The 26,086-nt window shown below is 54.7% G+C and carries 24 protein-coding genes; 17 read left to right on the plus strand and 7 right to left on the minus strand.

Features of this window, described 5'->3' with window-relative positions:
* Positions 1 to 40 precede the first annotated feature (40 nt).
* Positions 41 to 1,132 (minus strand): 1-acyl-sn-glycerol-3-phosphate acyltransferase, encoded by a 1,092-nt coding sequence (locus tag FKW31_RS00790; protein ID WP_035351490.1) that lies wholly within the window; start codon positions 1,130 to 1,132, stop codon positions 41 to 43.
* 254 nt (positions 1,133 to 1,386) lie between these two features.
* Here FKW31_RS00790 and FKW31_RS00795 point away from each other — a divergent pair, with 254 nt between their 5' ends.
* Together FKW31_RS00795 and FKW31_RS00800 are read left to right on the plus strand one after the other, a co-directional pair.
* Positions 1,387 to 3,315 carry an autotransporter assembly complex family protein gene (locus FKW31_RS00795; RefSeq protein ID WP_035351488.1) on the plus strand — a complete coding sequence of 643 codons (1,929 nt, stop codon included), beginning with the start codon at positions 1,387 to 1,389 and terminating at the stop codon, positions 3,313 to 3,315.
* Positions 3,315 to 7,544 (plus strand): translocation/assembly module TamB domain-containing protein, encoded by a 4,230-nt coding sequence (locus FKW31_RS00800; protein ID WP_150177163.1) that lies wholly within the window; start codon positions 3,315 to 3,317, stop codon positions 7,542 to 7,544. The genes FKW31_RS00795 and FKW31_RS00800 overlap by 1 nt, the downstream gene beginning before the upstream one ends.
* 54 nt (positions 7,545 to 7,598) lie before the next feature.
* On the opposite strand, the gene FKW31_RS00805 is transcribed toward FKW31_RS00800, so the two are convergent.
* A complete protein-coding gene (locus FKW31_RS00805; RefSeq protein WP_063353928.1) occupies positions 7,599 to 8,411 on the minus strand; it encodes an exodeoxyribonuclease III in 813 nt (270 codons plus the stop codon).
* A 105-nt stretch (positions 8,412 to 8,516) separates the two neighbouring features.
* On the opposite strand from FKW31_RS00805, the gene FKW31_RS00810 reads away from it, so the two are divergent.
* The 6 genes from FKW31_RS00810 (at position 8,517) to FKW31_RS00835 (ending at position 13,937) form a co-directional block, all read left to right on the plus strand.
* Entirely contained in the window at positions 8,517 to 9,578 is a 1,062-nt protein-coding gene (locus FKW31_RS00810; protein WP_150177165.1) for a dipeptidase, read from the plus strand.
* A gap of 257 nt (positions 9,579 to 9,835) precedes the next feature.
* Positions 9,836 to 11,749 carry an excinuclease ABC subunit UvrC gene (gene uvrC / locus FKW31_RS00815; protein ID WP_150177167.1) on the plus strand — a complete coding sequence of 638 codons (1,914 nt, stop codon included), beginning with the start codon at positions 9,836 to 9,838 and terminating at the stop codon, positions 11,747 to 11,749.
* Positions 11,750 to 11,851: 102 nt separating this feature from the next.
* Positions 11,852 to 12,421, plus strand: coding sequence for a CDP-diacylglycerol--glycerol-3-phosphate 3-phosphatidyltransferase (pgsA, locus tag FKW31_RS00820; protein WP_003623001.1), 570 nt, complete (start codon positions 11,852 to 11,854; stop codon positions 12,419 to 12,421).
* Positions 12,422 to 12,606: 185 nt separating this feature from the next.
* Positions 12,607 to 13,134 (plus strand): hypothetical protein, encoded by a 528-nt coding sequence (locus tag FKW31_RS00825; RefSeq protein WP_035351481.1) that lies wholly within the window; start codon positions 12,607 to 12,609, stop codon positions 13,132 to 13,134.
* Positions 13,135 to 13,197: 63 nt separating this feature from the next.
* Complete coding sequence (gene moaD, locus FKW31_RS00830; protein WP_035351479.1) at positions 13,198 to 13,461, plus strand: molybdopterin converting factor subunit 1; 264 nt, start codon at positions 13,198 to 13,200, stop codon at positions 13,459 to 13,461.
* 5 nt (positions 13,462 to 13,466) lie between these two features.
* On the plus strand, positions 13,467 to 13,937 hold the full coding sequence (locus tag FKW31_RS00835) for a molybdenum cofactor biosynthesis protein MoaE (RefSeq protein ID WP_006115167.1): 471 nt from the start codon (positions 13,467 to 13,469) through the stop codon (positions 13,935 to 13,937).
* 12 nt (positions 13,938 to 13,949) lie between these two features.
* Here FKW31_RS00835 and FKW31_RS00840 read toward each other — a convergent pair whose 3' ends face one another.
* The gene (locus FKW31_RS00840) at positions 13,950 to 15,248 is read right to left on the minus strand and encodes an adenosylmethionine--8-amino-7-oxononanoate transaminase (RefSeq protein ID WP_150177169.1); all 1,299 of its coding nucleotides are present in this window, start codon (positions 15,246 to 15,248) and stop codon (positions 13,950 to 13,952) included.
* Positions 15,249 to 15,290: 42 nt separating this feature from the next.
* On the opposite strand from FKW31_RS00840, the gene FKW31_RS00845 reads away from it, so the two are divergent.
* The 3 genes from FKW31_RS00845 to bioD are packed head-to-tail and all read left to right on the plus strand — an operon-like array spanning position 15,291 to position 18,558.
* The gene (locus tag FKW31_RS00845; RefSeq protein ID WP_150177171.1) at positions 15,291 to 16,472 is read left to right on the plus strand and encodes an 8-amino-7-oxononanoate synthase; all 1,182 of its coding nucleotides are present in this window, start codon (positions 15,291 to 15,293) and stop codon (positions 16,470 to 16,472) included.
* Positions 16,472 to 17,164 carry an alpha/beta fold hydrolase gene (locus tag FKW31_RS00850; protein WP_150177173.1) on the plus strand — a complete coding sequence of 231 codons (693 nt, stop codon included), beginning with the start codon at positions 16,472 to 16,474 and terminating at the stop codon, positions 17,162 to 17,164. Before FKW31_RS00845 ends, FKW31_RS00850 begins: the two co-directional genes overlap by 1 nt.
* Positions 17,161 to 18,558 (plus strand): dethiobiotin synthase, encoded by a 1,398-nt coding sequence (gene bioD, locus FKW31_RS00855; RefSeq protein WP_150177175.1) that lies wholly within the window; start codon positions 17,161 to 17,163, stop codon positions 18,556 to 18,558. The genes FKW31_RS00850 and bioD overlap by 4 nt, the downstream gene beginning before the upstream one ends.
* A 48-nt stretch (positions 18,559 to 18,606) precedes the next feature.
* Here the strand turns inward: bioD and lexA are convergent, their stop codons facing one another.
* Together lexA and glp are read right to left on the minus strand one after the other, a co-directional pair.
* Positions 18,607 to 19,257, minus strand: coding sequence for a transcriptional repressor LexA (gene lexA / locus FKW31_RS00860; protein WP_035351469.1), 651 nt, complete (start codon positions 19,255 to 19,257; stop codon positions 18,607 to 18,609).
* Positions 19,258 to 19,342: 85 nt separating this feature from the next.
* Complete coding sequence (gene glp, locus FKW31_RS00865) at positions 19,343 to 20,617, minus strand: gephyrin-like molybdotransferase Glp (RefSeq protein WP_150177178.1); 1,275 nt, start codon at positions 20,615 to 20,617, stop codon at positions 19,343 to 19,345.
* A gap of 69 nt (positions 20,618 to 20,686) precedes the next feature.
* On the opposite strand from glp, the gene rpmG reads away from it, so the two are divergent.
* Positions 20,687 to 20,854 carry a 50S ribosomal protein L33 gene (gene rpmG / locus FKW31_RS00870; protein WP_003623017.1) on the plus strand — a complete coding sequence of 56 codons (168 nt, stop codon included), beginning with the start codon at positions 20,687 to 20,689 and terminating at the stop codon, positions 20,852 to 20,854.
* A 112-nt stretch (positions 20,855 to 20,966) separates the two neighbouring features.
* Here rpmG and FKW31_RS00875 read toward each other — a convergent pair whose 3' ends face one another.
* Both FKW31_RS00875 and eno read right to left on the minus strand, forming a co-directional pair.
* Complete coding sequence (locus FKW31_RS00875; protein ID WP_006115173.1) at positions 20,967 to 21,296, minus strand: septum formation initiator family protein; 330 nt, start codon at positions 21,294 to 21,296, stop codon at positions 20,967 to 20,969.
* Positions 21,297 to 21,466: 170 nt separating this feature from the next.
* Positions 21,467 to 22,747 (minus strand): phosphopyruvate hydratase, encoded by a 1,281-nt coding sequence (eno, locus tag FKW31_RS00880; protein WP_035351467.1) that lies wholly within the window; start codon positions 22,745 to 22,747, stop codon positions 21,467 to 21,469.
* A gap of 183 nt (positions 22,748 to 22,930) precedes the next feature.
* On the opposite strand from eno, the gene FKW31_RS00885 reads away from it, so the two are divergent.
* From FKW31_RS00885 to FKW31_RS00905, 5 genes are all read left to right on the plus strand, one after another.
* A complete protein-coding gene (locus FKW31_RS00885) occupies positions 22,931 to 23,407 on the plus strand; it encodes a DUF3429 domain-containing protein (RefSeq protein ID WP_150177180.1) in 477 nt (158 codons plus the stop codon).
* A gap of 101 nt (positions 23,408 to 23,508) precedes the next feature.
* Positions 23,509 to 24,480, plus strand: coding sequence for a glycine oxidase ThiO (thiO, locus tag FKW31_RS00890; protein ID WP_150177182.1), 972 nt, complete (start codon positions 23,509 to 23,511; stop codon positions 24,478 to 24,480).
* A gap of 13 nt (positions 24,481 to 24,493) precedes the next feature.
* Entirely contained in the window at positions 24,494 to 24,691 is a 198-nt protein-coding gene (thiS, locus tag FKW31_RS00895) for a sulfur carrier protein ThiS (protein ID WP_150177184.1), read from the plus strand.
* A 4-nt stretch (positions 24,692 to 24,695) separates the two neighbouring features.
* The gene (locus tag FKW31_RS00900) at positions 24,696 to 25,472 is read left to right on the plus strand and encodes a thiazole synthase (protein ID WP_063353938.1); all 777 of its coding nucleotides are present in this window, start codon (positions 24,696 to 24,698) and stop codon (positions 25,470 to 25,472) included.
* Positions 25,469 to 26,074 (plus strand): thiamine phosphate synthase, encoded by a 606-nt coding sequence (locus FKW31_RS00905; protein ID WP_063353939.1) that lies wholly within the window; start codon positions 25,469 to 25,471, stop codon positions 26,072 to 26,074. Before FKW31_RS00900 ends, FKW31_RS00905 begins: the two co-directional genes overlap by 4 nt.
* Positions 26,075 to 26,086 lie beyond the last annotated feature (12 nt).

Here is a 26,086-nt window from a genome sequence, read left to right on the forward strand (position 1 = left end):
TATGGGTTTGGTGGCTTGCAACAGCCACCTAGTTTGTTGCCTAAAGTCTTATACGTATTGAAGCAAAAAAGCAGGCGGTTCTGTCAAGTATCCTTTTGGCTTTCTTGACAGAAGGCGGCAGAAAATTGGCAGGCAGAGTGGCTGGGTTAAACCGGCCTTTGATAACCGTAGGTTTGCGGTTCTGGCGCAGTTCTGCCGCCCCTATGGATACGGCTTTCCATGCCGCCTGTGCCAAAGCCTTGCGGCTGGGGAACATATCTGGGTCTAGCGGTTCGTGCAGCAACACAGTTGCGCGGGAACGCTTCCATTTCAGCAAGGCCCATACATGGGGGCCAAGGTCCATATCTCCGTACCATGAAAACACGGGGCGGCGGAGGCGGGAAATGGGCAGGTCTTCCAGCCGGTCATATACAAGGGATACGGGCTGGATAAGGGGCGTCATGCCTGGTTCAAACGTTATGGGCAGCAGGCTTTTATCCATGCCTTCCTTCAGGCGTGGCAATTTTGCGATGGCAAAAAAGGCGGACATAAACGGCAACACGCGGGAGCCATCGGATGATGTACCTTCAGGGAACAATACCAGATTATCCCCCTCCACCATGCGGCGGATCATTTCATCACGCTCACGGCCTGTGGTGCTGCGCTGGCGGCTGACAAAAATGGTGCGCCCGATTTGTGAGACCAACCCCATGATGGGCCATTTTTCAATATCGCCCTTGGCCACAAATACGGAGGGAAGGATGGTGCCCAGCACAGGCACATCCAACCAAGACATGTGGTTGCAAATATAGATAACAGGGCGTTCCCCCCGCTGGCGGGCTTTTAGGCCACCCACTGTGCCCACACGTTGCCCCACAACATGGATCTGCAACCCGATAATACGGCACAGCACGCCCCAGATAACCCGCGTCCAGCGGATTTTTGGCGTGCCGGGCACAAGCAGCAGGCACGCTTCAAAACCCACAGATAGCGGCACCCAGACAACCAGCGCACCAAGGCGCAAGGCTGCCCTTAAATCTGCCGTGCGGCGGAAATAAGCTTCCACCCATGCAGGTAAGGGGGAAAGGCCATTGGGCTTCTTTTTAGGGGAAGCATAGGGGGGATGGGTTTGATCAGACGGGCGTGGTGTCATCGTTTCATTTCTGCCAGACACAGCTCTGTCGGACAAACGCGCCCGGCAGCGGCGCAGATGGAATGAAAAAGCATGCGCTCTCTTACCGCGATTTTAGCTGGCGGGACAATCCATCTCCCAATTTATGCGCAACAGAAGCTGTTTTCGGCTTCGGCACCGTATTTTTGTCATGGTATGTGCATAAAAGGGTTTGTAAGCAGAACTTCCGCAAATAGGTGGCAGGCAGATTATTGGTGAGGACACGCAAGAATAACATGCTGAACAGGCTTGCTCTCACCGCGAATCGTGTTCTGGCTGGTGCCGCCCTGTGGGGGGCATCGTCCTGCCTGTCTTGGTCTTGGGCGGCAGATCCACAGCCTTACACCACCAAACTGGTGCCGACCGGAGAGGCAGATTTGGATACGGCTATTAAAAGCTCATCTGATCTGCAGTCTCTCCAGTCCACGCATGCGGTGGGGCCATTTGCGTTGGCCGGGCGTGTGCGGAATGAATATGACCGGCTACGCACGGCGCTGGAAAGCTGTGGTTATTACGCCGGTACAGTGCATATCACCCTCAGCCGGAATGGCGGCAAGGATGCCGTGAAGATGGACGGGATGTCTCCCGCCCTTTCTCAATGGATCGAATCCGTGCCGACGGGTGAAAAGATTCAGGCTGAGGTGAAGGTAGATAAAGGCCCGCTGTTTCATCTGGGCACCGTTACGCTGGTGGATGGTAAAACTGGCAAACCACCTGTTTTAACAGATGCCCAGAAAAAAGCCTTTGGCCTTGCATCGGGCCAGCCAGCCGTTGCCAAAAGCGTGCTGGATGGTGGCAGCAACCTGATGGACGCCCTGCGGGAAGATGGGCACGCCCTGGCGACAGTGGAAAAGCCCAAGGCTTTTCTGGAACCCACTACGCATACGCTAAATATTACCTATCCGGTCACGCCAGGCCCGGTGCTAAATATTGGTAAGATAGACACAACCGGCCTGAAACAGGTGCACGAAAAATTCGTGCGCCGCCGTATGACAGTGCAGGAAGGCCAGCTTTATCAGCCTTCTAAAATTGAAAACGCACGGCAGGATCTGGCCTCCGTTGGGGTGTTTTCGAACGTAACAGTGCAGGATGCCTCCACCTATGCGGTAGATGGCACCATGCCGCTGGATTTCAGCTTTAAGGAAGCCAAGCGGCATTCCGTGGGGGCAGAGGGCGGATATTCCACAGATTTGGGCGCGCGTGCTGGCGGATCATGGACACATTATAACCTGCTGGGCAATGCAGAGCGTTTGCGGCTGACAGCTCTTATTACCGGGCTTGGTGGCTCGGCCCAGCAAGGCTTGGGGTATGATGTGTATGCAGATTTCTTCAAACCCGATTTTCTGGAACGCAATCAGAATCTAAGTGCGCGTATTGAAGGGCTGCGGCAGTTGTTCTGGTCTTACCGGCAAACGGCATTTTTGATCCGTGGCGGCATTACACGCCCGCTGGCTAAAAACTGGAACGGCAGCTTTGGGTTGATGGCAGAGCAGGAAAAGATCGAGCAGTTTGGTGTCACGCGGGATTACACCATTATTTCTGCGCCACTTTCCGTCATGTTTGATAACACAGGCGTTGGAAACCCTATCGAACCCGCAACACACGGCGTACGCGCCAGCATGAGCATTACGCCATCCGTTTCCTTGGGGAATAAGGGCAGCGGCACCTCGTTTTTTGCCATTCTGAACGGCACGGCCTCTACATACTTTGATCTGCACCATCTGGGCATCAGCAAGCCCGGCAATAGTGTTCTGGCGTTTCGTGGCATGGTTGGCAGTATTCAGGGCGCCAGCACGTGGGATATTCCGCCAGATCAACGCCTGTATGCTGGGGGCAGTTCTACAGTAAGAGGCTTCCGCTGGCAGGGGGTGGGGCCGCAGTATAAAAATACGCGCTATGCTATTGGCGGAACCTCGCTAGATGCAGGAAGTGCAGAATTTCGCCAAAGAATTATAGGCAACGTAGGCATGGCCGGTTTTATAGATGCCGGTCAGGTTGGCAGCAGCAGTTTGCCCTTTACGGGCAAGCTGCGCGTGGGTGCTGGTGGGGGTGTACGTTATTATACGCCTATTGGCCCCATCCGGCTGGATGTTGCCGTACCTCTTAACCGCGCCCCACGTGGTGATAAGTGGGATCTGTATATCGGCCTTGGGGAGACATTCTAATGGCCGATATGCCAGAACCCATTTTGCCACGCACACCAGATAAACCTACACGCCCACTGTGGCGGCGTGTAGGGCGTGTTGCCCTTATAACCGGTGGTTCTCTGCTTGGCATAACGGGCCTTGCCGTAGCTGTTTTGCTGGTGGGGGCCAATACCGGGCCGGGCCGCAAAATGCTCATGCACCAGACATCCTCCCTTACGGGCGGGATGATCGGGCTTTCGGGCATGTCTGGGCGTTTCCCCGATAACTTCCGGCTGGATACGCTGGAAATTCACGATAAACAGGGTGCTTGGCTTACGCTGCATAACGTGGCGCTTAACTGGTCACCTCTGGCAATAATTGGGCGCACAGCGCGTATTTATGCCGTTACGGCAGATGAGCTGGATATTCCGCGCCTGCCTGTGTCTGATCCGGCCAAGCCAGCCACGCCTTCCAAAAGCTCACCTTCTGCGCTCCATCTGGGGGTGGATATTCGCAAACTTGCAGTGGGGCGTATTAACGTGGGGGCTGCGCTTGCGGGTTCTCCGGCAAGTTTTTCCTTGGCTGGGCGCGGTCAGTTATCCAATATTGATCCGGTTATCAATGGGTTAAGTCTGCCTTCTTTGCCGGGTGCGGATATTGCGCTGCATCTGAAAAGGCTGGATGCCGCCGGGCAGATTGATCTGGCAACCACCACCAGCAAAGGTAAGCTGGGCCTGCATCTGGATGCCAGCGAGGGCACAGATGGTTTTGCCGCCACGCGCCTTAAAATGCCGCAACTGGTGCCTCTGGCGCTTAAGCTGGATATCAATGGCCCTCCTTCGGTGGCTGTGCTTGGTTTTGCTGCTTCTGCTGGGGATATAAAAGCCCATGCAGATGGCGTGCTGGATTTGCTGGCTGAAAAGCTTGGTAACCTGAATGCCGGAGTAGATGCCCCCGCCATGTCTCTCTCGCCCGATCTGGCGTGGGGGGGCATCCATTTAGGGGCGCAGTTGCATGGTAAAATGGCAGCACCGCTGGGCACAGCACAGGTGCAGGTTGATCAGCTTGCTGCATCTGGCGCAGGTGTGGGCACGCTGAAAGTTCAGTTCTCAGGTGAGAATGGCAGTGCCGATATGGCCAATCTGTTGCATGTGGTGGCAACAGCAGATGGTGTGCGCCTGCCGGGCAAAGCGCCAACATTGCTGGCATCTGCGCCGTTGCAGCTTGATGCGCAGTTAGAGCCACAAAAGCCCGGCAAACCGCTGGCTTTTACGCTGTCTCATCCTTTGCTGAATCTTTCTGGCAATGTGCAGTCTGCTGCGCCACAGCGTGGCACGGTAGCGTTAAAGCTGCCCGATTTGCTACCGTTTGGTGAAATGGCCGGTACGCCTTTGCGCGGTCATGCGGGCATGAACGCACAGTTTGACCTTCCGGCAAAGCCGGAGGGAGATACGCACCTTACAGCAGATGGCACGCTGGCTATTACAGGGGGGCAGCCTCAGGCAGCCGGGCTGATCGGGCCGGATGGTAAGTTTGCCCTTACAGCCACCATGCGGCCCTTGCCTGCGCAGGATAAGCTACCAGCGGCTAAACAGATTGACCTGCAAAACTTCAGTGTGGATGGCCGTGCCCTTAATCTTAAAGGGGGCGGGCAGGTAAACACGGGCCGCGATATGGATCTGGCGTTTGATCTGGGGCTGACAGATCTGGCGCGGGCGTTACCCTCCTTGCGTGGGGCGCTCACGCTGGCCTTGCAGGCCAAAGGTCCGATGCAGGATTTTACAGCCACCCTGCATGCGAAGGGAGACCCCGGTACTGCCACCATGCCACGCGGCCCCATAGCGCTGGATGCCAATGTGCAGCACTTGCCAACTGCGCCAGAAGGCACGGTGCAGGCAAATGGCACGCTTAACCGCGCCCCATTGGTGTTGGATGTGGCTTTGGCCCAAAGCGCACAGGGTGACAGGCAGGTTGATATTCGCAAACTGTCATGGAACAGCGTGGCCGGGCAGGGGCAGCTTTCTCTTCCTACAGGTGAGGTGGTGCCTCTGGGCACGCTGGATCTGAAAGTGGGGCGCTTGGCAGATTTTCGTCCGCTTATTGGGCAGGCTATCTCTGGCGCGCTGGCAGCTTCTGTTAAAACTACGCAGGTGGCGGATACACCTCAGGTTGCCCTTAAGCTGGATGGCAACGTGGCTATGCCCAGCGTAAAAATTGGCTCTCTGGCTTTAGCCGGCACGGTAAAAGATCCGGCGGCTCATCCCAATGCTGATCTTACGCTTAAACTGGGGGGGCTTTCTGCTTCTGGCGTAACCGGGCAGGCGCGTCTGAGTGCCAAGGGGCCGGATAACGCTATGGCGCTCACTGCGCAGGTGGGCCCAGCAAGCTGGTCTGGCAGCCCATTGATACTGGATACCGCAGCCCTGTTAAACCTACCTGCCAAACAGGTGAAAGTGCAGCGCCTGAATGCCACGGCCAAGCAGGAAACATTGCGCCTTTTAGCGCCTGCATTGGTCTCGTTTGGGGAGACTATGGGGGTTGATCGGCTGCGGGCCACGTTGGTAACGGCAGGCAGCCAGCCTGCTACCATTGATGTTGCAGGCAAGATCAAGCCTTCTTTGGCTGTTACGGCGGATATTCGTAATCTTACGCCTGCCTTGGCACACCCGTTTGCGCCAGATTTCAAGGCATCTGGCACGGTTTCCGTTCAGGCCAAGGTGGCGGGTACGTTAAATGCACCGCAAGGGCAGGTTAAGCTTACCGGGCGTGATTTGCGTATGGCTGGCAGTTCTGCTGCGGCTTCCATTCCGCCATTGCATCTAGATGCCGCAGCCAATCTGGCTGGTAGTTCTGCCAAGGTGCAGGTGGCGGCAGGTGCGGGGCCCAAGCTGAACGTGAATGTGGCTGGCACGGCCCCGCTGAACAAAACCGGGCCAATGAACCTGCGCGTAAATGGCAATCTGGATTTAAGCATTGCCAATGGCATTCTGGGCGCGCAGGCGCGGCAGGCCATGGGGCAAGCCCAAATGGCGCTGCTGGTTGCGGGCTCCATGTCCTCCCCCCGTGTAACGGGTACGGTGGATCTGCGCGATGCCGATGTGCAGGATTTTGCCCAAGGCTTCCATCTGGCCAATATCAATGGCCGCGTGGTGGGCGAGAACGACAAGGTCGTTATTCAGAACCTTACGGCCAAGGCTGGTGATGGCAATTTGGGCGTCACCGGCTTTGTGGGCATTGGCTCCCCCGGCATGCCGCTGGATATTCGTTTGCAGGCCCATGATGCCCGGCCCATTTCCAGTGATCTGCTAACAGCGGTGATGAACGCGGATATTGCCGTAAAAGGGCAGGTGCAAACCCGTATGGATGTTGATGGCACAGTGGATTTGCGGCGTGTGGAAATTAACATTCCCAATTCCTTGCCGTCATCCGTAGCGCGGCTTGATGTTGTGCGCCCTGGTGATGAGCAAAAGCAGGCGGAAGCCGCCAAAGTAGAAAGCACCAAGGCCGCGGTGATCGGGCTGAACCTGAGCGTGACATCTCCGGGCAAGTTCTTTGTGCGTGGGCATGGCTTGGATGCAGAAATGGCTGGCAAGTTGAAAGTTGGCGGCACAACGCAGGCTCCGCAGGTTAGCGGAGGGTTTGATCTCAAGCGTGGTAACTTTGATCTGGCTGGTATTTCACTTAACTTCACCAAGGGGCGGGTGGCTTTCAATGGCTCTGGCGTTGGCCATAAAATGGACCCCACGTTGGATTTTGAGGCCGACCGTGCCGTGCAGGGCCAAACGGCTATGCTGAAGGTGGGCGGGTATGCCAGCGCGCCCAAGATTACGTTTGAATCCATGCCGCCGTTGCCGCAGGATCAGGTATTGGCCATGCTGCTATTTGGCACGGATGCGCACTCTCTCTCCTCCACGCAGATGGTGGAATTGGGCACGGCACTTGCCACCCTTACTGGGCTTACACCGTTTGACCCAATGGGCACTATTCGCAAAACCTTGCATCTGGATCGTTTGGCTATTGGCGGCGGTTCTGGCGTGGGGAATGGCGGTACCAGTGTTGAGGCCGGTAAATATGTGATGAAAGGTGTTTACGTAGGTGCCAAGCAGGCCACTTCTGGCTCTGGCACACAGGCACAGGTGCAGGTTGACCTGACAAAACATCTCAAGCTGAACACAACCGTGGGCACAGGTGGCACCGTAACAGGCTTTACCACCCCGGAAAACGATCCGGGCAGTAGTGTTGGGCTGCTGTGGCAGTATCGTTACTAAGCATTCAGGCGTATGTTTGAGGCGCTTTTTCTCACAAGCGCCTCAAATCAGGCTTTAGTCCGAAAGGCTGAAATCCACCACAACGGGCACATGGTCGGAAGGGCCTTCCCAATCTCGTGCTTCACGCACAACCGTCATGCCATGCAGGTTAGGTAGGAGGTCAGGCGTCATCCATACGTGGTCCAAACGGCGGCCACGGTTAGATTTTTTCCAGTCCCGGTTACGGTAAGACCACCACGTATAAAGTTTTTCTTCCGGCGGGACAAAGTGGCGCATGGCATCCACAAAGCCGGTTTGTAGCCAGCGGTTAAGGCGTTCTGTTTCCGGCGGGGTGTGGCTGACAATTTTAAGAAGCTGCTTGTGGCTCCATACATCATGCTCAAGCGGCGCGATATTGAAGTCTCCCACCAATACCGTGCGGTTAAGGGGGCGAGACTGAAACCACTCTGTCACTTCTTCTACAAAAGCCAGTTTGTGGGCGAATTTTGGGTTGGTTTCTGGGTCTGGCTCATCCCCACCTGCGGGAATGTAAAAGTCGTGCAATTCCACTTCGCCTTCTGGCGTGCATACGGTTGCGGCCACGTGGCGGCAATCTTCCTTACCGTACCATATTGGGGTTTGCGTGACAGGCCTTAACGGGTGGCGAGAAAGAATGGCAACGCCGTTATAGCCTTTCATGCCCCGGTAATGCAGGTGCTCAAACCCCAGAGCCTTCACGCCGTCTTCGGGAAACAGAGGGTCTGGCACCTTGGTTTCCTGTAGGCACACAACATCTGGGGCGAGGTGCTGCACCAGCTTTTCAAGCAGAGGCAGGCGCAGGCGGAGGGAATTGATGTTCCATGTTACTAATCGCATGTGCGGTGGCATGACGGATTGCAGTTTGCAGGGCAAGCAAAAACAGGCGCATAACTGGGGCAGATGGAACCCGGCTGTTCCCTTGTAATTTCATGTAACAGGGCCATTTTCTAGATTATGACAACCCAATCTTCTTCCGTTTCTCCAGATGCAGTTGCGCTGCATCGCGCCTTGTTCACTCTGGATAGCCATATTGATATTCCGTGGCCCGATCGGAATGATGCGTTTGAGAATACGGCAGATAGACGGGTGGATCTGCCTAAAATGCAAAAGGGCGGCATGTCTGCCGGATGCTTTGTGGCTTACATTGCCCAAGCCGCCATAGACCGGGAAGGGCACGCACAGGCGCAAGCGCAGTGCTTGGCTATGCTGGATGCCATAGGCCACATGCAGGGCACCCATAATGGTATAAGCGCACGTGTATGCTCCGCTGTGGCAGATATGCGCGCCGCGTTTGATGAAGGTGTGCTGGTTGTTGTTCCGGCTGTGGAAAATGGCTACGGCATGGGGGATGATCCCGCATTGCTCAAGCAGTTTCGGGCCAAGGGGGCGCGTTATGTTACGCTCACCCATAACGGACATAACGCGTTGGCAGATGCGGCTATTCATCGCCCCAGCCTTGGGGATGCACCACAGCGCCACAACGGCCTTTCTGCTCTTGGGCGTGAAGCAATTGCAGAAATGAACCGCCTTGGCATTGTGGTGGATGTTTCTCATTCCTCCAAGCAAACCATGCTTCAGGCGGTGCAGGTTTCAACCACGCCTATTGTGGCAAGTCATTCCTGCGTGCGCACGCTGTGCGATCATCCGCGCAATCTGGATGATGAGCAGTTGGATGCGCTCAAGGAAAGTGGTGGCGTTATCCAGATTACGGCCATGCCCGCGTTTTTGAAGCCCAAGCCGGAGGAAGGTAAACGGCAAGGCTTTGTGGCTGATCTGGTGGATCATATTGATTACGTTGTGCGCAGGCTTGGGCCAGAGTACGTCGGTATTTCCTCAGATTTCGATGGCGGTGGCGCGTTGGAAGACTGGCAGAACGCCACGCAGGGCGTGAACATAACTGCCGAGTTGATGCGCCGAGGTTATGACAAAAGTGAAATTGCGGCTTTCTGGGGTGAAAACTTCCTGCGCGTGTTGGAAAAGGCAGAACAGGCGGCAGAACAAAGCAGGATTGTATGAGAACAAAAAACTGCAAAAATTGTCCACTTCCTGTCTTGACATCGCGTATTTTCAACAAAAAGTTCAAAAATCATAGGGTGTCAAAAAACCGCAACACATTAAATCTTTTGAAATCAGTGAGTTGGCGGGAATGACCAAAAACTGTGCAATCTGTTGAAAGGGCTGACTTTCTGCGGTTTATGATGAGTCAGCCCCAGCTGTTCCACAGAGTTATCCACAAAAACGGTGGATGAAATTTCCCTTTCGACCAAGAGCGTATGATGACAGCTGATTCTTCCCCTTCAGATACCCTGCCTGTGGTGCAGGAACAGGCAGCCCCTACTGTAAAGGGGGTAGAGGCCATTCGGCATGCACTTAAAACCATGCCGCTTTCACCCGGCGTGTATCGTATGCTCGGCGCTAAGGGGGAAGTGTTGTACGTTGGCAAGGCGTTGGCGCTTAAAAAGCGGGTAACGTCTTACACCCACATTAACCGCTTGCCTGAACGGCTACGGCGCATGGTTTCCGAAACGGTAGCAATGGAAATTGTTACCACCCATACGGAAGCCGAAGCACTGTTGCTGGAGGCCAACTACATCAAGCGCATGAAGCCGCGCTTCAACATTCTGCTGCGGGATGACAAAAGCTATCCGTGGCTGATGCTGACAGATGCGCATGCGTTTCCGCAAATTGCCAAACACCGTGGCAAGGCCATTAAAGGGGCCAGCCTATGGGGGCCGTTTGCTTCGGCTTGGGCGGTTAATCAGACCCTTAATCTGATCCAGCGCGTTTTTCTGCTACGCTCCTGCACGGATGCGGTTTTTAACGCACGCACCCGGCCATGCCTGCTTTATCAAATCAAACGTTGCTCTGGCCCGTGTGTGGATCGGATAGATCAGGAAGCTTACGGCAAATTGGTGGAACAGGCGCGGGAGTTCCTTTCTGGCAAGGATACGGCGCTGCGTGAAACCTTGGGGCAGGAAATGAATGTGGCAGCAGAAGCGCTGGATTTTGAGCGTGCTGCTGTATTGCGCGATCGTATTCGTGCGTTGGCGCAAATGCAGGAATCCAGCGTCATCAACCCTGCATCTCTTCAGGATGCAGATGTGCTGGCCCTGTGGCAGGAGGCCGGACACGCCTGTATTCAGGTCTTTTTCATTCGCGGTGGGCGTAATAATGGCAGCCGTTCATTCTTTCCCGCCCATACGCAGGATGCCTTACCCGCAGATGTGCTTTCTGCCTTTATCGCGCAGTTTTACGATGACAAACCCTGTCCAGCACAGATTTTGGTCAATTATGAACTCCCGGAATCTTTGCTGCTGACAGAGGCACTCTCTCTTAGGCGGGGGCGGAAGGTGGAAATTCTTGCGCCGCAAAGGGGCGAGAAAAAGCAGGTGCTTGACCATGCCGTGAGCAACGCGCGGGATGCACTAAGCCGCAAGCTGGCGGAAACCGCAGGGCAGGCCAAGTTGCTACAAGGCGTGGCAGATGTTCTGGGGCTGGATGCGCCGCCAGAACGCATAGAAGTGTACGATAACAGCCATATTCAGGGCTCGCACGCCTATGGTGTTATGATTGTGGGCGGACCGGAGGGCTTTAACCGCAAGGCGTATCGCAAGTTCAAAATCAAAGGCCCCGTTACGCCGGGGGATGATTTTGGCATGATGCGCGAAGTGCTGGAACGCCGCTTTGGCCGCGCTTTGAAAGAGGCAGAAGAGGGCGATACCTCTAACTGGCCAGATGTTCTGCTGATTGATGGTGGGGCAGGGCAATATTCTGCCGTGCGCAGTGTGCTGGATGATCTGGGCGTAACGGGTGTAAAACTTGTAGGTATTGCCAAAGGGCCGGACCGCGATGCCGGGAAGGAGTGGTTCTATACGGAGGATAAGGAACCCTTCCAGCTCGATCTGAGAGACCCCGTACTGTACTATTTGCAACGGCTGCGCGATGAGGCCCACCGTTTTGCCATTACCACCCATAGGTCTGGTAGATCCAAAACACTGGTGAAGTCCGAACTGGATGATGTGCCCGGTATTGGGCCTGCACGTAAAAAGCTGTTGTTAAACACATTTGGTTCAGCGCGCGCCATCAAGCAGGCTGGTTTGGCAGAACTGGAAGCCGCTCATGGTATCAGCCGGGAAACAGCGCGTGCCATTTACGGCCATTTTCACCCGGATTGGACACCGGGATAAATATGGGCATATGAGCATTGCAGAAGAATTCTGGGTATCTGACACCTTTGCGATGGCATAAGCCATTCCAGCAGTGCAGGAAATAGGTTACTATATCCCGCAATGCTGACAGATCTGCCGAATGTCCTGACAATCTCGCGTATTGTAGCCATACCCATTGTGGTCACTCTGGCTGCATGGGGGAGCCCGCGCACAGATGCCTTGGCGTGTCTGCTGTTTATTCTAGCGGGAATAACCGATTATTTTGATGGCAAGCTGGCACGTTCACGCCATCAGATGTCAGATTTCGGGCGTATGTTTGATTCCATTGCAGATAAGCTTCTGGTTGGGGCTTGTTTAATGGTTCTGGCTGGTTTTGCGCGCCTGCCTTATCAGGGGTTATGGCCTGCCATTATTATTCTTTGCCGTGAAATTCTGGTGTCCGGCATGCGGGAATATCTGGCGGAACGCCGCGCACGCTTGCCTGTAACCCGTTTGGCAAAGTGGAAAACCGGCTTCCAGATGACAGCCATTGGTTTTTTGCTGGCGGGGGATGGCACAGGCGCTTTATTGGGTATGCCGTGGCTACCAGTTGCGCTTATTGGTGCTGTATTACTTTGGATTTCTGCGGTGCTTACATTGATAACCGGCTGGGATTATTTAACAACCGGCCTACGTCATGTTGAAATGTAAAAAACTTTGTTACTATTTTAGTAATACGTTGCATCTATTCCAGAAAAATAACTTCATTTTGCTGCATCGCCTTGTGTCTGGTGGATAAACCGTTATTTAGCATGAGGTGCGGTTCTAAAAGGCCGCAATCGCAGGCAGGGAATGATTCGCCTGCTGTTGAAAGATGATGATTGCGGAGTCAGGGCATGCGGAAAGCCGCTCTTCTAGGTTTATGTATGATCGTGAGCGGATGTGCAGGCTTTGACAAGTTTGTCTCGGATACAGCAACGCTTCCGGGTGAAAACCCCAATGCAGCCACTGGGGATGATTTAAACATGCGGCGGATCAGGGGGCAGTCTGCTGTAGATGTCCCCATCCTGCCAGAAGGCGGTAATATGTGGCCCGGCCCACCAACGCCGCTGCCTACGCTGGAAGATGTTGAAAAAGACCGTGCTGGCACCGTGTTGGGTGGAGACTCTGCCGCAGGCCCGCAGCTTCCTGATGGCGAGGAAATGAGTATTGGCGAAAAAGAAGATATTCGCCACGGTGTTATTGGGGGAGGCACGGCAGGTAAACTGCCAGATGCAGAACCAGATGTTTCCAGCAAATACGGGGCGCATCGTGGTAATGGGGCCCCCATTGAAATCCCAAATGATGATGGTACCATTACCTTGATCCAGCCAGATGGATCCGTTAGCACCATCAAAGATAACCGTTCTACCGTACATCATTAACCACCACGCGGTTGAAGCGTGGCAGATGAAACGGCTGAAAACTCAAACCGCAGTAGGCAGGCCATGACAGGCTCAGTAAATATTCTTTATTTTGCCGCCCTGCGTGAGCAACTGGGGCGCGAAGGCCAGCAGGTTACTCTGCCATCCAATAGTGTGCCTGTAGCGGCTTTGGTGCAGGAACTGCGCCTGCACGATGCTAAGCTGGATGAGGTGTTTGCAGCGACGCCTCGCATCCGTGTGGCCATCAACCAAAAGCTGGGCGGGTTTGATACCTGCGTGCAGCCGGGTGATGAGCTGGCGTTTTTCCCCCCCATGACGGGCGGCTGATACTTATGTCTGTCCGTGTTCTGGTGCAGCAGGCAGCTTTTGACATAGGGGCTGAAACCTTGCGCCTTTCCAACCTTTCCGAACACATTGGCGGTATGGGCCTGTTTGTAGGGCAGGTGCGTGGTGGAGATGGCTTGCTGAGCCTGACACTGGAACATTATCCGGGCATGACTGAAACCATTCTCAACCAACTTGCGCAGGAGGCCATGCAGCGCTTTAGCCTGCTTGGGTGCACCCTTATACACAGGGTTGGCCGGTTAGAAGTGGGCGAACCCATTGTGCTGGTTGGGGCGGCTGCGGCCCATCGGGGTGCTGCGCTTTCGGCCACATCGTTCTTGATTGATCGGCTTAAAACCGGCGCGCCGTTTTGGAAAAAAGAAGAATTTGCCAATGGCCATACCGCATGGGTGGATGCGCGGGAAGAAGATGAACATGCTGCGGCGGCATGGACGCGCACAGCACCTTCATCTTCCTGACCTTACGGTTTTTCAGGATAATACTTTATAAATAGCATTGGTAAGTTTGCGTAAATCCTGTTTTTCAATGGTAAAAGCAGGTGTTAGGTAAACAATATTGCGGAAAGGGCGTATCCACACGCCTTCAGCAATAAAACGTTGGCGCAATGCATCCGGGTTGCTAATTTTTTCTAGTTCTACAACACCAATAGCCCCAAGTGTGCGCACATCCTTTACGCCGGGTAGCGTGCGGCAGGGTTCTAGCGCCTCAGTGAGAAACGCGTTGATAGCTTGGACTTGCTGAAGGCGTGGCGCGGTTTCAAAAAGATCAAGCGAGGCATTGGCACAGGCGCAAGCCAGTGGGTTGGCCATAAAGGTGGGGCCGTGCATTAACGCATGTTCGGGGTTATCAGAAAGGAAAGCCTCAAACACATGTTGGCGTGCTACTGTGGCGGCAAGGGCCATGGTGCCCCCGGTAAGCGCTTTTGAGAGCGTAATAATATCGGGCACAATACCAGCCTGTTCGCAGGCAAACATGGTGCCTGTTCGGCCAAAGCCGGTGAAGATTTCATCTAAAATCAGCAGAACATCATGGTCATCCGCAGCTTTGCGTAAGGTGCGCAATGTTTGTGGAGAATGAAACAACATACCGCCAGCACCTTGCACCAAAGGCTCGGTGATAATGGCGGCCAGTTCGTGCGCATGTTTTGCCAAAAGATTCAGAAAAACGGCCGTGCTGGCCGCATCTACTGGCAGTGGGGAGATGACGTGCTCCATCAGGGCAGAGCCATAGAGATGGTGCATGCCCTCTTCCGGATCGCAAACAGACATGGTGGCCAGTGTGTCTCCATGATAGCCGCCACGGAACGCCAGCATTTTGGTGCGTTTGGTTTGCCCTTTGTTCAAACGGTACTGAATAGCCATTTTCATGGCGACTTCTACAGAAACCGAACCTGAATCCGTAAAGAACACCCGCTCTAGGTCTCCCGGTAGCATGGCGCATAATCTGCTCGCCAAGCGTAAGGCAGGTTCATGCACCATGCCGCCAAACATTACATGAGGCATGGTTCCCATTTGCCGGCAGACGGCTTGGTGAATATGCGGGTGATTATAGCCGTGGCAGGCTGTCCACCATGCCGCCACGCCATCCACCAGTTCCCGACCATCTGTCAGGGTAATGCGCGTGTTATACGTGCTTGCGACGGCAAGAGGCGCAGGGGCTGTTTTCATCTGGCTATAAGGCAGCCAGATATGGGGCAGGCTCTGCGTGTACCATTCCGGCATGGAATATAAAGATGAGCCGGAAGCTTCTGTCATGGAATGTTTCCCCATAGATGATTGACCCGCCCTTCAGGCTGCGGCACCACATGTTACATGACGCGGTTTGATAATCTTTTCCAGAAGGGGCTGGCGGATCTGTCTGCTCAGGGGCGTTTGCGCACCTGTCAGCAATGGCAATATGCGGGTGGTGCGCTGCTCAAACGTTCAGATGGCGTTGTGGTCATAGATTTTTCGTCCAACGATTATCTGGGCCTGCGCATGCACCCTTTGTTGCGTGAGCGCGCATCCGCTTGGGCACAGGCAGAAGGCAGCGGCAGTGGTGCTTCCCGGTTGGTAACGGGCACATCCTCCCAGGCTTGTGCGCTGGAAAAGCGCGTGGCGCGGCTAAAGCATATGCAGGCGGCACGTTTGTTTTCTTCTGGCTGGCAGGCCAATGCCTCTCTGGTGCCAGCTTTGGCGCGGCTTTCTGCGCAGGTATGTGGTGCTCCTGCCGTTATTCTGGCGGATAAGCTTATTCATGCCAGCCTGTATCATGGTTGTGCAGCAGCAGGTGTCCGCCCGATTCGGTTCCGCCATAATGATGTGGCGCACCTTGAAAGCCAACTTCAGAAAATCGAAGGGGCAGGCCTACGCATTGTGCTGACAGAAAGCGTGTTCAGCATGGATGGTGATGTGGCGGATATTGCCGCGTTGCATGAGGTGGCCCAAAGATACGATGCGCTACTGTGCGTAGATGAAGCCCACGCAACTGGCATACTGGGGCCAGAAGGTGCCGGGCTGGCAAACGGGCTGGCAGATGTGGTGGTTGGCACATTTAGCAAGGCCTTAGGCAGTATGGGCGCGTTTATTGCAGCATCTGAGGGCCTATGCAGATGGTTGGATAACGCGGCTTCCGGTTTTATTTATTCCACCGCGCCATCTCCTTTGGTGTTGGGGGCCGTTGATGCAGCGCTTGATCTGCTGCCGCAAATGGATACCCAACGCGCCCATGTGGGTGCACTTGCCGCCAGCTTTCGCCAGAAAATGCACGATGCGGGGCAGGATACCGGGCCATCAAGCACCCAGATTGTGCCCATTCTGGTAGGGCAGGAGGCACAAGCACGCACTCTGGCCCAGAAAATGGCAGAGGCGGGTTTTCTTGCTGTGGCTATTCGCCCGCCTACTGTGCCACCGGGGGGCTGCCGTTTGCGGGTGGTTTTTCATGCCAACCATACATGGGCGCAAATGGAGGCTTTGGCTGATACGTTTATCCGCGCCAGCAAAGGTATGGCGTAATGGCGCGGCTTTTACCCGTGTTTGTGCATGGCTGGGGGTTTGGGCCGGAATTCTGGCAACCTGTGCTTATGCAACTGAATTGGCCAGATGCCGTAACGCTGGATCTGGGTTTTTTGAAACCACAAACCACTGGCGCAGAAAAAACGGTTACGTTGGATGATCTGCGCCAAAGCCAGCCCCCCATATTGGGAATTGGCCATTCCCTTGGGTTCATGTGGCTGATGTTGCAACGCAGGCAGGGCGTTTGGCCAGCCGAAAGCAGGTTTGCAGGTATCAACACGTTTGCCTGTTTTGCCAGCCGAGAAGATTTTCCTGAAGGTGTGGCACCGCGTATTGTGCAACGCATGATACGTGGCTTGGGGCGCGAACCTGCTGCTGTGGTGAATGACTTTCGCCAGCGTTGTGGGGCATCCTCCGTTTTGGCGGCACGCTGCCAGCCAGAAGCACTGGCATATGGGTTGGATATTCTGCGCACGGAAGATGTACGGGCAGATTTACCATTAGGCCCATTAGATGTGTTGGCGGGGCGGCAGGATGAAATTGCTTCCCCCAGTATGACCGAGGCTTCTTTTCGGGCTTTGGCCCATATAAAATGGGTAGAAAATGGTGGCCATTTGCTTCCTCAAACGCACCCGGTTGAGTGTGCTCGGTTTTTGGAAATGCTGCGCAACAGGATGGAACAACAACCATGAAAACACCCACCCGTGCCGCGCGTATTTGTAAAAGTTTTGATGCTGCGGAAAAGTATGATCAAGCTGCCACGGTTCAGCGTGTGGCGGCGCGTGAACTGTTCCAGCGCATACAAACCAGTATGGCGGGCAAAAGTCCCCTGCGTATTTTGGAAATTGGCTGTGGCACAGGATTGCTGACAGAGCATCTGCATGCTTGCTGGCCAGAAGCAGAAATTCTGGCAACAGATTTTGCCCCGAATATGCTGGCGCGGGCTAAAATGCGGCTAGGAGAAGCTGTTTCCTACCATCAGATGGACGCAGCCGCACCGGATGTTTCTGGCCCGTTTGATGTGATTTGTGGCAACCTGATTATGCAATGGCTGCCTGAACCAGCAAAGGTTTTGCGCAACCTTGCAGGGCTTTTGGCTCCGGATGGTGTGTTTGCGGTTTCAACATTATTGGACGGTACATTTGCTGAATGGCAGCAGGCTTGCCAGCAGGAAGGGCGGCAGGCGGCAACCCCGGTTTATCCAGAATTGGCCGATGCACAAAGTTGGCGACCGGCCGCGTTTTCTGGCGGTTGGGCTGAACAGGATATTGTGCAGGCTTTTGCAGATGGGATGGATTTTGTAAGGCATCTGAAAGCAACAGGTGCATCTACCCCACGTGAAGGGGCCGTACCATTATCCGCAGTTCAGTTGCGCCGTGTTGCCTTGCGGTTTCAGCAGGCAGGGTGCGCCGTTACGTGGCGGGTTGGGTATGCCTGTTTTCGCAAACCGCCACGTAAGGGTGTGTTTGTAACGGGCACGGATACGGGCATAGGCAAAACCCTTGTGTCTGCTTGTTTGGTGCGGCGCTGGCAGGGTGCTTATTGGAAGCCCCTGCAAAGCGGTTTGGCGGATGAAGAAGGGGATACCCCTACGGTTAAGCATCTGGCGGGGGATGCGCCTTGTTTCAAACCCGCAGGGGCTTTTCTTGCATCACTTTCCCCCGATGCTGCTGCACGTGCGGAAGGCGTGCAGATTGATCCAGCCCAACTGGTGCTGCCCCAAGGTGAAGCAGACAAACCATTGGTTGTAGAAGGCGCAGGTGGCCTGATGGTGCCTGCAACGCCAGAGCTGATGATGATTGATCTGGCACAGCGTTGGGGCTTGCCCGTCGTGCTAGTAGCGCGTAGCGGGCTAGGCACTCTCAATCATACTTTGTTGAGTTTGGAAGCCTTACGCACACGGCAGATTGCCGTGGCCGGTGTAGTGTTAAGCGGTCCGCTTAATGCAGAAAACCGTGAGACCATAGAGCAAAAAGGCAAGGTACGTATTTTGGCAGAAGTACCATTTTGTGCGGAAATTACGCCTGCTGTGGTTTCCGAACTGGCAAAGCTTTTTCCGCAATGGGATGATATCTGCTCGGAATAGAAAAACAGATGCCTACGGGGGAAGTTTTTTACCACGCAGGCACTTTGCTTAATACTGCCTGATCAGCCCAGCCAAGCAGCCCTGAATACGCAGTTTTTCAGCCGGAACAATACGGGTTTCGTAACTGGAATTGGCAGGTTCCAGCGCAATCATGTTGCCCTTGCGGCGCAGACGTTTGAGCGTCACTTCATGCTCATCAATCAACGCCACCACAATCTGCCCGTTTTCAGCTTGATCCGTGCGGCGGATAATCACGTTGTCACCATCCAGAATGCCAGCATCCACCATGGAATCTCCAGCTACTTCCAACGCGTAATAATCTCCCGTACCCAGCATTTCTGTTGGAACAGTGAGAACGTGGGAGGTATCTGGCACGGCTTCTATGGGCAGGCCTGCTGCAATGCGCCCATAAAGCGGAATTCTTACGGTTTCAGCCTTAGGCCGGGTAAAGCTGGCACGCACCACATTGGGTGGCAATTCTTGCATTTCTGGCAGTTGAATAACTTCCAAAGCCCGTGCCCGATGGTGGTGACGGCGCAAAAAACCGCGTTCTTCCAGCCCGGAAATCAGCCGATGAATACCAGATTTGGAGCGCAGGCCCATGGCTTCACGCATTTCATCAAAGGAAGGCGAAAAACCTGTCTGTTTGAGGTGCGAATCAATAAAAAGCAGAAGTTTGTGCTGTTTGCGCGTTAGCATATCGCACCTCAAAAGCGGCTGTCGTAATGAAAATAAAATCTTGGCCTTGTTCTATATAAGTTCTCTTTTTATGTCAAGGGAGAGATCAGGGTAGGCGGATAATCTGGCAGGGCATGCCTGCTTTTTGTGCTGGCGCAAAGGGAGCACGAATGACCAGAGCCTGGCTTTGCCTGAGAATATTCAGCTGGGCTGAATCCTGCCGGGAAAAAGGTGTGGCCACAGGTACAGCGCCTTGTGGGGAGGGCGCAAGTGTTGCGCGTAAAAAATCCTGCCTGGTATCGTTTTCTTTTACATCACAGCCCAGAATGGCGGGTTCTGTTTGCAGTTCGGTGCCAACGGGTAGGCCCATAAGGGCGTGCAGGGCAGGGGTTACAAACACGATGGAACACACCATGGCAGCCACTGGGTTACCGGGCAGACCAATAACGGGTGTGTTGCCGAGTTGGCCAAACATCAACGGTTTGCCCGGGCGCATGGCAATTTTCCAGAAATCCTGCTGCAACCCAATTTCAGCCAGCGCAGGGCGGACAAGATCGTAATCTCCCACGCTTGCACCACCAATGCTTACCAGCATGTCCAGCGTGGCCGCTTGGCGGAACTGGGTTGTCAGGCTTTCCATGTTGTCTCGTGCAATGGGGAGCATAATTGTTTCTGCGCCCTGTTGTTGCAGAAGCGCTGCTACCATGAAGGAGGCGGAATTAAAAATGCCATCCGCAGGGGCTGGGTCTCCGGGCAGGATAATTTCATCACCCGTGGCCAAAATACCCACGCGCGGGCGGCGTGAAACCGTAAGCCAGACATGTCCACCCGCAGCCGCCAGCCCGATATCACGCGGGCCGAGTCTGCGCCCTGCTGGCAATAACGTATCATTTTTCTGAAAATCCTGCCCCTGCTGGCGAATATACTGCCCTTGGCGCGCCGGAGCAGCCAGCTTGGCGTGGTCACCTTCACGCTGCACGTTTTCTTGAATGATAACGGTATCTGCGCCAGCGGGAATTTGCGCGCCGGTAAATAAGCGCACACATTCTCCTTTCTGCACGGTAACGGCGGATGGGTGGCCAGCGGGCACTTCGTCCACAATGCGCAAAACTGCGCCTTCCAGCGCATCTTCCGCTTTGGCTGCGTATCCATCCATTGCGGAAACAGAAACCGGTGGGTTGGCAGTGCGGGCATGCACCGGCTGGGCCAGCACCCGGCCACAGGCGTGTGAAAGCGGCACAATTTCCTGCCCGCATGTTTTTAGGTTTTCAAGAATTCGGGCGCGCGCAACAGCCACATCCAGCATAAAAATTCCTCCTTTTTGGGCCTGTTGCACCGCTTTGATGCAAGAATACTTGACCTTTTGCACTTGTATGCGCATTTTGCCGGCACTTGAACACCGTCGGTGCCGTTTATGCGGCTCCGTACATCATGCTCTGCTGAGGAAGTCATGGCCAAGACCAACGTTATCAAGATCCGTCTCGTCTCCACGGCGGACACCGGTTACTTCTACGTGACCAAGAAAAATGCTCGTGCACACACCGGCAAAATGGAACTCAAGAAGTACGATCCGGTTGCGCGTAAGCACGTCGTGTTCCGCGAAGCTAAAATCAAATAATCTGCGTTCTTCGGAATGTGGATACGAAAAACGGCGCCCGAGAGCGCCGTTTTTTTATGCCTGATTGTGCCAGAAAAATGCGATATCCAGCATAGATCTTAGGGGAAGACGCTTAAAACAGCGGGTCTCGCCTATCGTAAGGCACAACAATATCATTACGATCTGCCATGTTCAGCATGGCGCGGGCGCGTTCATCCAGAATATCTGTATCCAGAGATTGCTCACGCAAGCCATTTACGCGGCGGTGCCATGCTGCTTGCTCAGCAATAGCATCCTGTTTGGATTGCTTGGCTTGTTCCAGCAGACCTAATTGCTGCTTATAGGCCTGAATACCATGATCGCCCTGCGTTGCGTTCCAGCCAAAATAGCCCGCAATGCCAAGAAAAACCAAAGGGGGCACAACCGCCCGCACTGTGCGACGAATGAAACGACCGATCTGCACTCTGGCGCTGCCTTTTTTCTGGTTCTGTGCAGCTTAGCCTGCACCTCTGGGTCTTCCTTTCTGTCTAAACCATGAAGTGTGGCAGCGCCAAGGCATGAGGGCATGAAAAAAGCCACCTCCGGGTGGGGAGGCAGCTTTTTTGCAATCTGTTGCGCCAAAAGCGCTGTAGCTTATGCGTTTTTCAAAATGGTGCGGCCTGCATAGCGTGCAGCAGTTGCCAGTTCCTGCTCAATACGAATGAGCTGGTTGTATTTGGCTGTCCGATCAGAACGGGAAAGAGAGCCGGTTTTGATCTGTCCGCAATTTGTAGCCACAGCCAGATCCGCAATGGTGGAATCTTCCGTTTCACCAGAACGATGGCTCATAACCGCAGTGTAACCAGCGCGCTGGGCCATTTGCACGGCTTCAAGCGTTTCCGTAAGCGTACCAATCTGGTTAACCTTCACCAATAGGGAGTTGGCAACACCAGCCTGAATGCCACGGCGCAGGCGTTCTGGGTTGGTTACAAACAGATCATCCCCAACCAGTTGGACTTTTTTGCCCAGTTCCTGCGTGAGCAGGGCCCAGCCTTCCCAGTCATCTTCTGCCATGCCGTCTTCGATGGAAACAATCGGGTAACGGCTTACAAGGTCAGACAGGTAGGACACCATACCAGCGGAATCGAATTCCTTGCCTTCGCCTTTCAGGTTGTATTTGCCGTTTTTAAAAAATTCGGTGCTTGCGCAGTCCAGTGCAAAGGTTACGTCCTCACCGGGGCGGTAGCCTGCGGCTTCTACGGCGCGGGTGATAAAGCCCAGTGCTTCATCGGCAGATTTAAGGGCAGGCGCAAAGCCGCCTTCATCCCCAACATTGGTGTTGTAACCAGCAGCGCTCAGGGCTTTTTTGAGCTGGGCAAAAATTTCCGAACCCCAGCGGATGGCATCGGCCACAGTAGGCGCACCCACCGGCTGCACCATGAATTCCTGAATATCAATGGGGTTATCTGCATGCTCCCCACCGTTGACAATGTTCATCATCGGCACGGGCAGAACATGGGCAAACACGCCACCAATGTAGCGGTACAGCGGAACATGCAGTTCGGCTGCCGTGGCTTTGGCAATGGCAAGAGATACACCCAGAATGGCGTTCGCACCCATACGGCTTTTGTTGGGTGTGCCATCCAGATCAATCATGGCGTTGTCGATATCAATCTGATCTGCCGATTCGGCACCCTGTAGCGTGGGCAGGATTTCGTTTTCAATGTTCTCAACAGCCTTGAGAACACCCTTGCCACCAAACCGCTTGGGGTCACCATCACGCAGTTCTACGGCTTCATGCGCACCGGTTGAGGCACCAGAAGGAACAGCCGCACGCCCTCTGGCGCCGGATGCCAGCTCCACATCTACTTCAACCGTTGGGTTGCCGCGGCTGTCCAGAATTTCACGTGCGATAATGTCAACAATGGCACTCATTGGTGTTTCCGTTCCTTTATTGTCTGGCCTCTGGCGGGCAGAAGCCGGTGTTCTTTTTTTTGGTTCCGGGCGGAACACGGTGGGCAGGGTAAATCTGCCTACGGTTGCTAGTGGCCGCTTGTTGGGCTTTTCTGTCAACCACATTGGGTATGAAATTATCAGGTAAAGGCCTGCTGCACGTTCATGAAAAAACTTCCATTTCTGGCTGTCGTGCTCATGGTGGCAGGGCTTTTGCCCTTTGTTGCTTGCACATGCGGCATTGTATTTTTCGATTCCGGCGTGCCAGTGCCCAATCTGTTAATGGCGTTGGTCATTTACGGGGCGGTGTGTCTGTCCTTTATTGGAGCCGTGCATTGGGGTCTGGCGCTGGAGCTTGATCGCGCCATTTTAACCAGCGGGGCAGACAGAGCAGATAATTTGCGTTTGGTCTTGGGGGTTGTGCCTGCCTTTGCCGGATGGATTGCTGCTTATCTGGCGTATGCATGGGTGCCGCTTGCCGGGGTGATAATTTTGGCTGCGCTTTTCCCGCTGGTGGCATTGGCAGAGCGTGGGGCATGGCAACGTGGATGGTTGCCGCCCGGTTACATGGGCATGCGCTGGATTGCCACGGCGGTAACGGAATGTTGCCTGTTGATGGTGCTGCTTGTGCGCGCATTCTGAACATTAAAACGGCATAACCCCTTGCAGAAGCAGGGTTTGAGGCGTGTTATAACGCTAGGTTGTAGCAGCACATCGCCAGTAACGGAGGCAAGGTAGAGAGTATGAACGGCAAACCGCGCATTCTGGTAAAAGGGGCCGGTGTGGCGGGTATGACAGCCGCCGTAGCTCTGGCCGAAGGGGGTGGAGATGTTACCCTGTATGATAGCGGAGGCCGCGTGGGGGCCGGGGCCTCATGGATGGCAGGCGGTATGCTTGCCCCATGGTGCGAGGCCGAATCTGCGCCAGAGGAAGTAACAGCTCAATCTATCGATTCGGTAGATTGGTGGGCGGAGCACGTGCCCGATGTTACGCGTGAGGGCAGCCTTGTGTTGGCGCCTGCGCGAGATGTGGGTGAAATTGCCCGCTTTGGCCGCCGCACATCACATTTTCAGACTGTAGGCACGGTAGAAATTACCCAGCTTGAGCCAGATCTGGCAGGCCGTTTCCATAAAGGACTGTTTTTTCCCGATGAAGGGCATGTAGATCCGCGTAAAGCCTTAAAGGCCCTTCTGGCGCGGCTGGAGCAATTGAGTGGCCGTGCCGAGTTTGGCGAAATAAGCCCGAATGAAGCTGCGTTTGACTGGGTGGTGGATTGCACCGGCTTGGCTGCGCGTAACAAGCTGGAGGGCCTGCGAGGTGTGCGGGGTGAAATGCTGCTGTTGCGTTGCCCGGACGTAACGCTGCATCGCCCTGTGCGCATGTTGCACCCCCGTATACCTGTTTACATTGTGCCAAGGGCTGACCATGTGTTCATGGTAGGTGCCACCATGATTGAAAGCGAAAATGCAGGCAGCATGACAGTACGTTCCATGATGGAACTGCTGAACGCGGCATGGACCCTCCATCCCGGATTTGCCGAGGCAGAAATTCTGGAAATGGGTACAGGCTTACGGCCATCTTACCCAGATAACATGCCGCGCGTGGTGCAGGATGGAAAATGCATTTATATCAACGGTATGTACCGGCATGGGTTTCTGCTTTCTCCCGCTCGGGCGCGGGAGGCGGCGGATTTGATATTTGGCGCACAAGCCTAAGGAGCAACGCCCGATGAAAGTTGTGGTTAACGATACAGCGCACGAAGTATCCGCCAAAACACTGGCGGCCCTGATAGATGAGCTTGGCTATAGCGGCGCGCGCATTGCCACGGCGTTGAATGGTCGGTTTGTGCCCAAGGCCACGCGAGAGGAAACACAGCTACAAGAGGGTGCGCAAATTGAAATTGTTGCCCCTATGCAAGGGGGCTAAGGGCATGGCTGTTTCATTTTACGGGCAGGATGTTGTCTCGCCACTTATGCTGGGTACAGCGCAGTATCCATCTCCTGAAATTTTGCGCGATGCCGTGCTGGCGGCACAGCCGGGCGTTGTGACCGTTTCTCTCCGCCGCGAATCTGCAGGGGAGCGTGCTGGGCAGGCATTCTGGTCTCTTATTCAGGAACTCAAGGTGCCTGTGCTGCCAAACACGGCGGGCTGCCATACGGTTAAAGAAGCCGTCACCACTGCGCATATGGCGCGGGAAGTGTTCGGCACGGATTGGATCAAGCTGGAAGTGATTGGCGAGCTGGATACGCTCCAGCCAGATGTGTTCGGGCTTGTAGAGGCCGCCCGTATTCTTACGGAAGATGGCTTCAAGGTATTTCCCTACACCACGGAAGATTTGGTAGTGGCGGAAAAGCTGCTGGCCGTAGGGTGTGAGGTGCTGATGCCGTGGGGCGCTCCTATTGGTTCTGGCAAGGGGTTGAACAACGTGTTTGGCCTGCGGGCCATGCGGGCGCATTTTCCCGGCGTACCGTTGGTGGTGGATGCTGGCATTGGCGTACCCTCACACGCTGCGCAGGCGCTGGAGCTTGGTTATGATGCCGTGCTGATAAATACTGCCGTGGCCAAGGCGGGAGATCCCGTTTATATGGCTCGTGCGTTTCGTCTGGCAGTAGAGGCTGGGGAACTGGCCCGTATTGCAGACCCGATGGAAGAGCGCGATATGGCTGTTCCTTCTACTCCCGTTGCAGGAAAGGCCATGCTGGCATGACAGCTCTGCCCCAAAAGATTTATCCCGTTGTTGATAGCGCCATATGGGTGGACAGGCTGGGGGGTGCAGGTGCACGCTTTATTCAGCTTCGCCTGAAAGACATGGATGAAGATGCGCTAAGGGCAGAAATTCGCCAAGGGCATGCGTATGCCAAGCAGCACGGTGTTTGCCTTGTGCTGAACGATTATTGGCAGATCGCGCTGGATGAAGGCATAGATTATATTCATCTGGGGCAGGAAGATCTGGATACGGCAGATCTGGCCGCTATTCGTAAAGGCGGTATTCGCCTTGGCATCAGCACCCATTGCCACGAAGAGCTAGATCGCGCTCTGGGTTGTAACCCGGATTACGTGGCCCTTGGTCCTATTTGGGAAACCAAGCTGAAAAAAATGGCATTCGGCCCCCAAGGCCCGTTGAAGCTGACAGAATGGCGAAAGCTGATTGGCAACCTGCCACTGGTTGCCATAGGTGGTATTACGCTGGAACGTGCTTGGGCGTGTATTGAAGCCGGGGCCGATAGCGTTTCTGCCGTATCGGCCTTTATTCGCCAGCCAGACCCAGAAGGGCAGGTTAAGGCGTGGCTGGCTGCCGTAGAGGGCTAAAGAAGCCCCCGT

Origin of the sequence: Acetobacter sp. DmW_136 (assembly GCF_008690365.1) — a bacterium.
GTDB classification, from domain to species: domain Bacteria; phylum Pseudomonadota; class Alphaproteobacteria; order Acetobacterales; family Acetobacteraceae; genus Acetobacter; species Acetobacter oryzifermentans.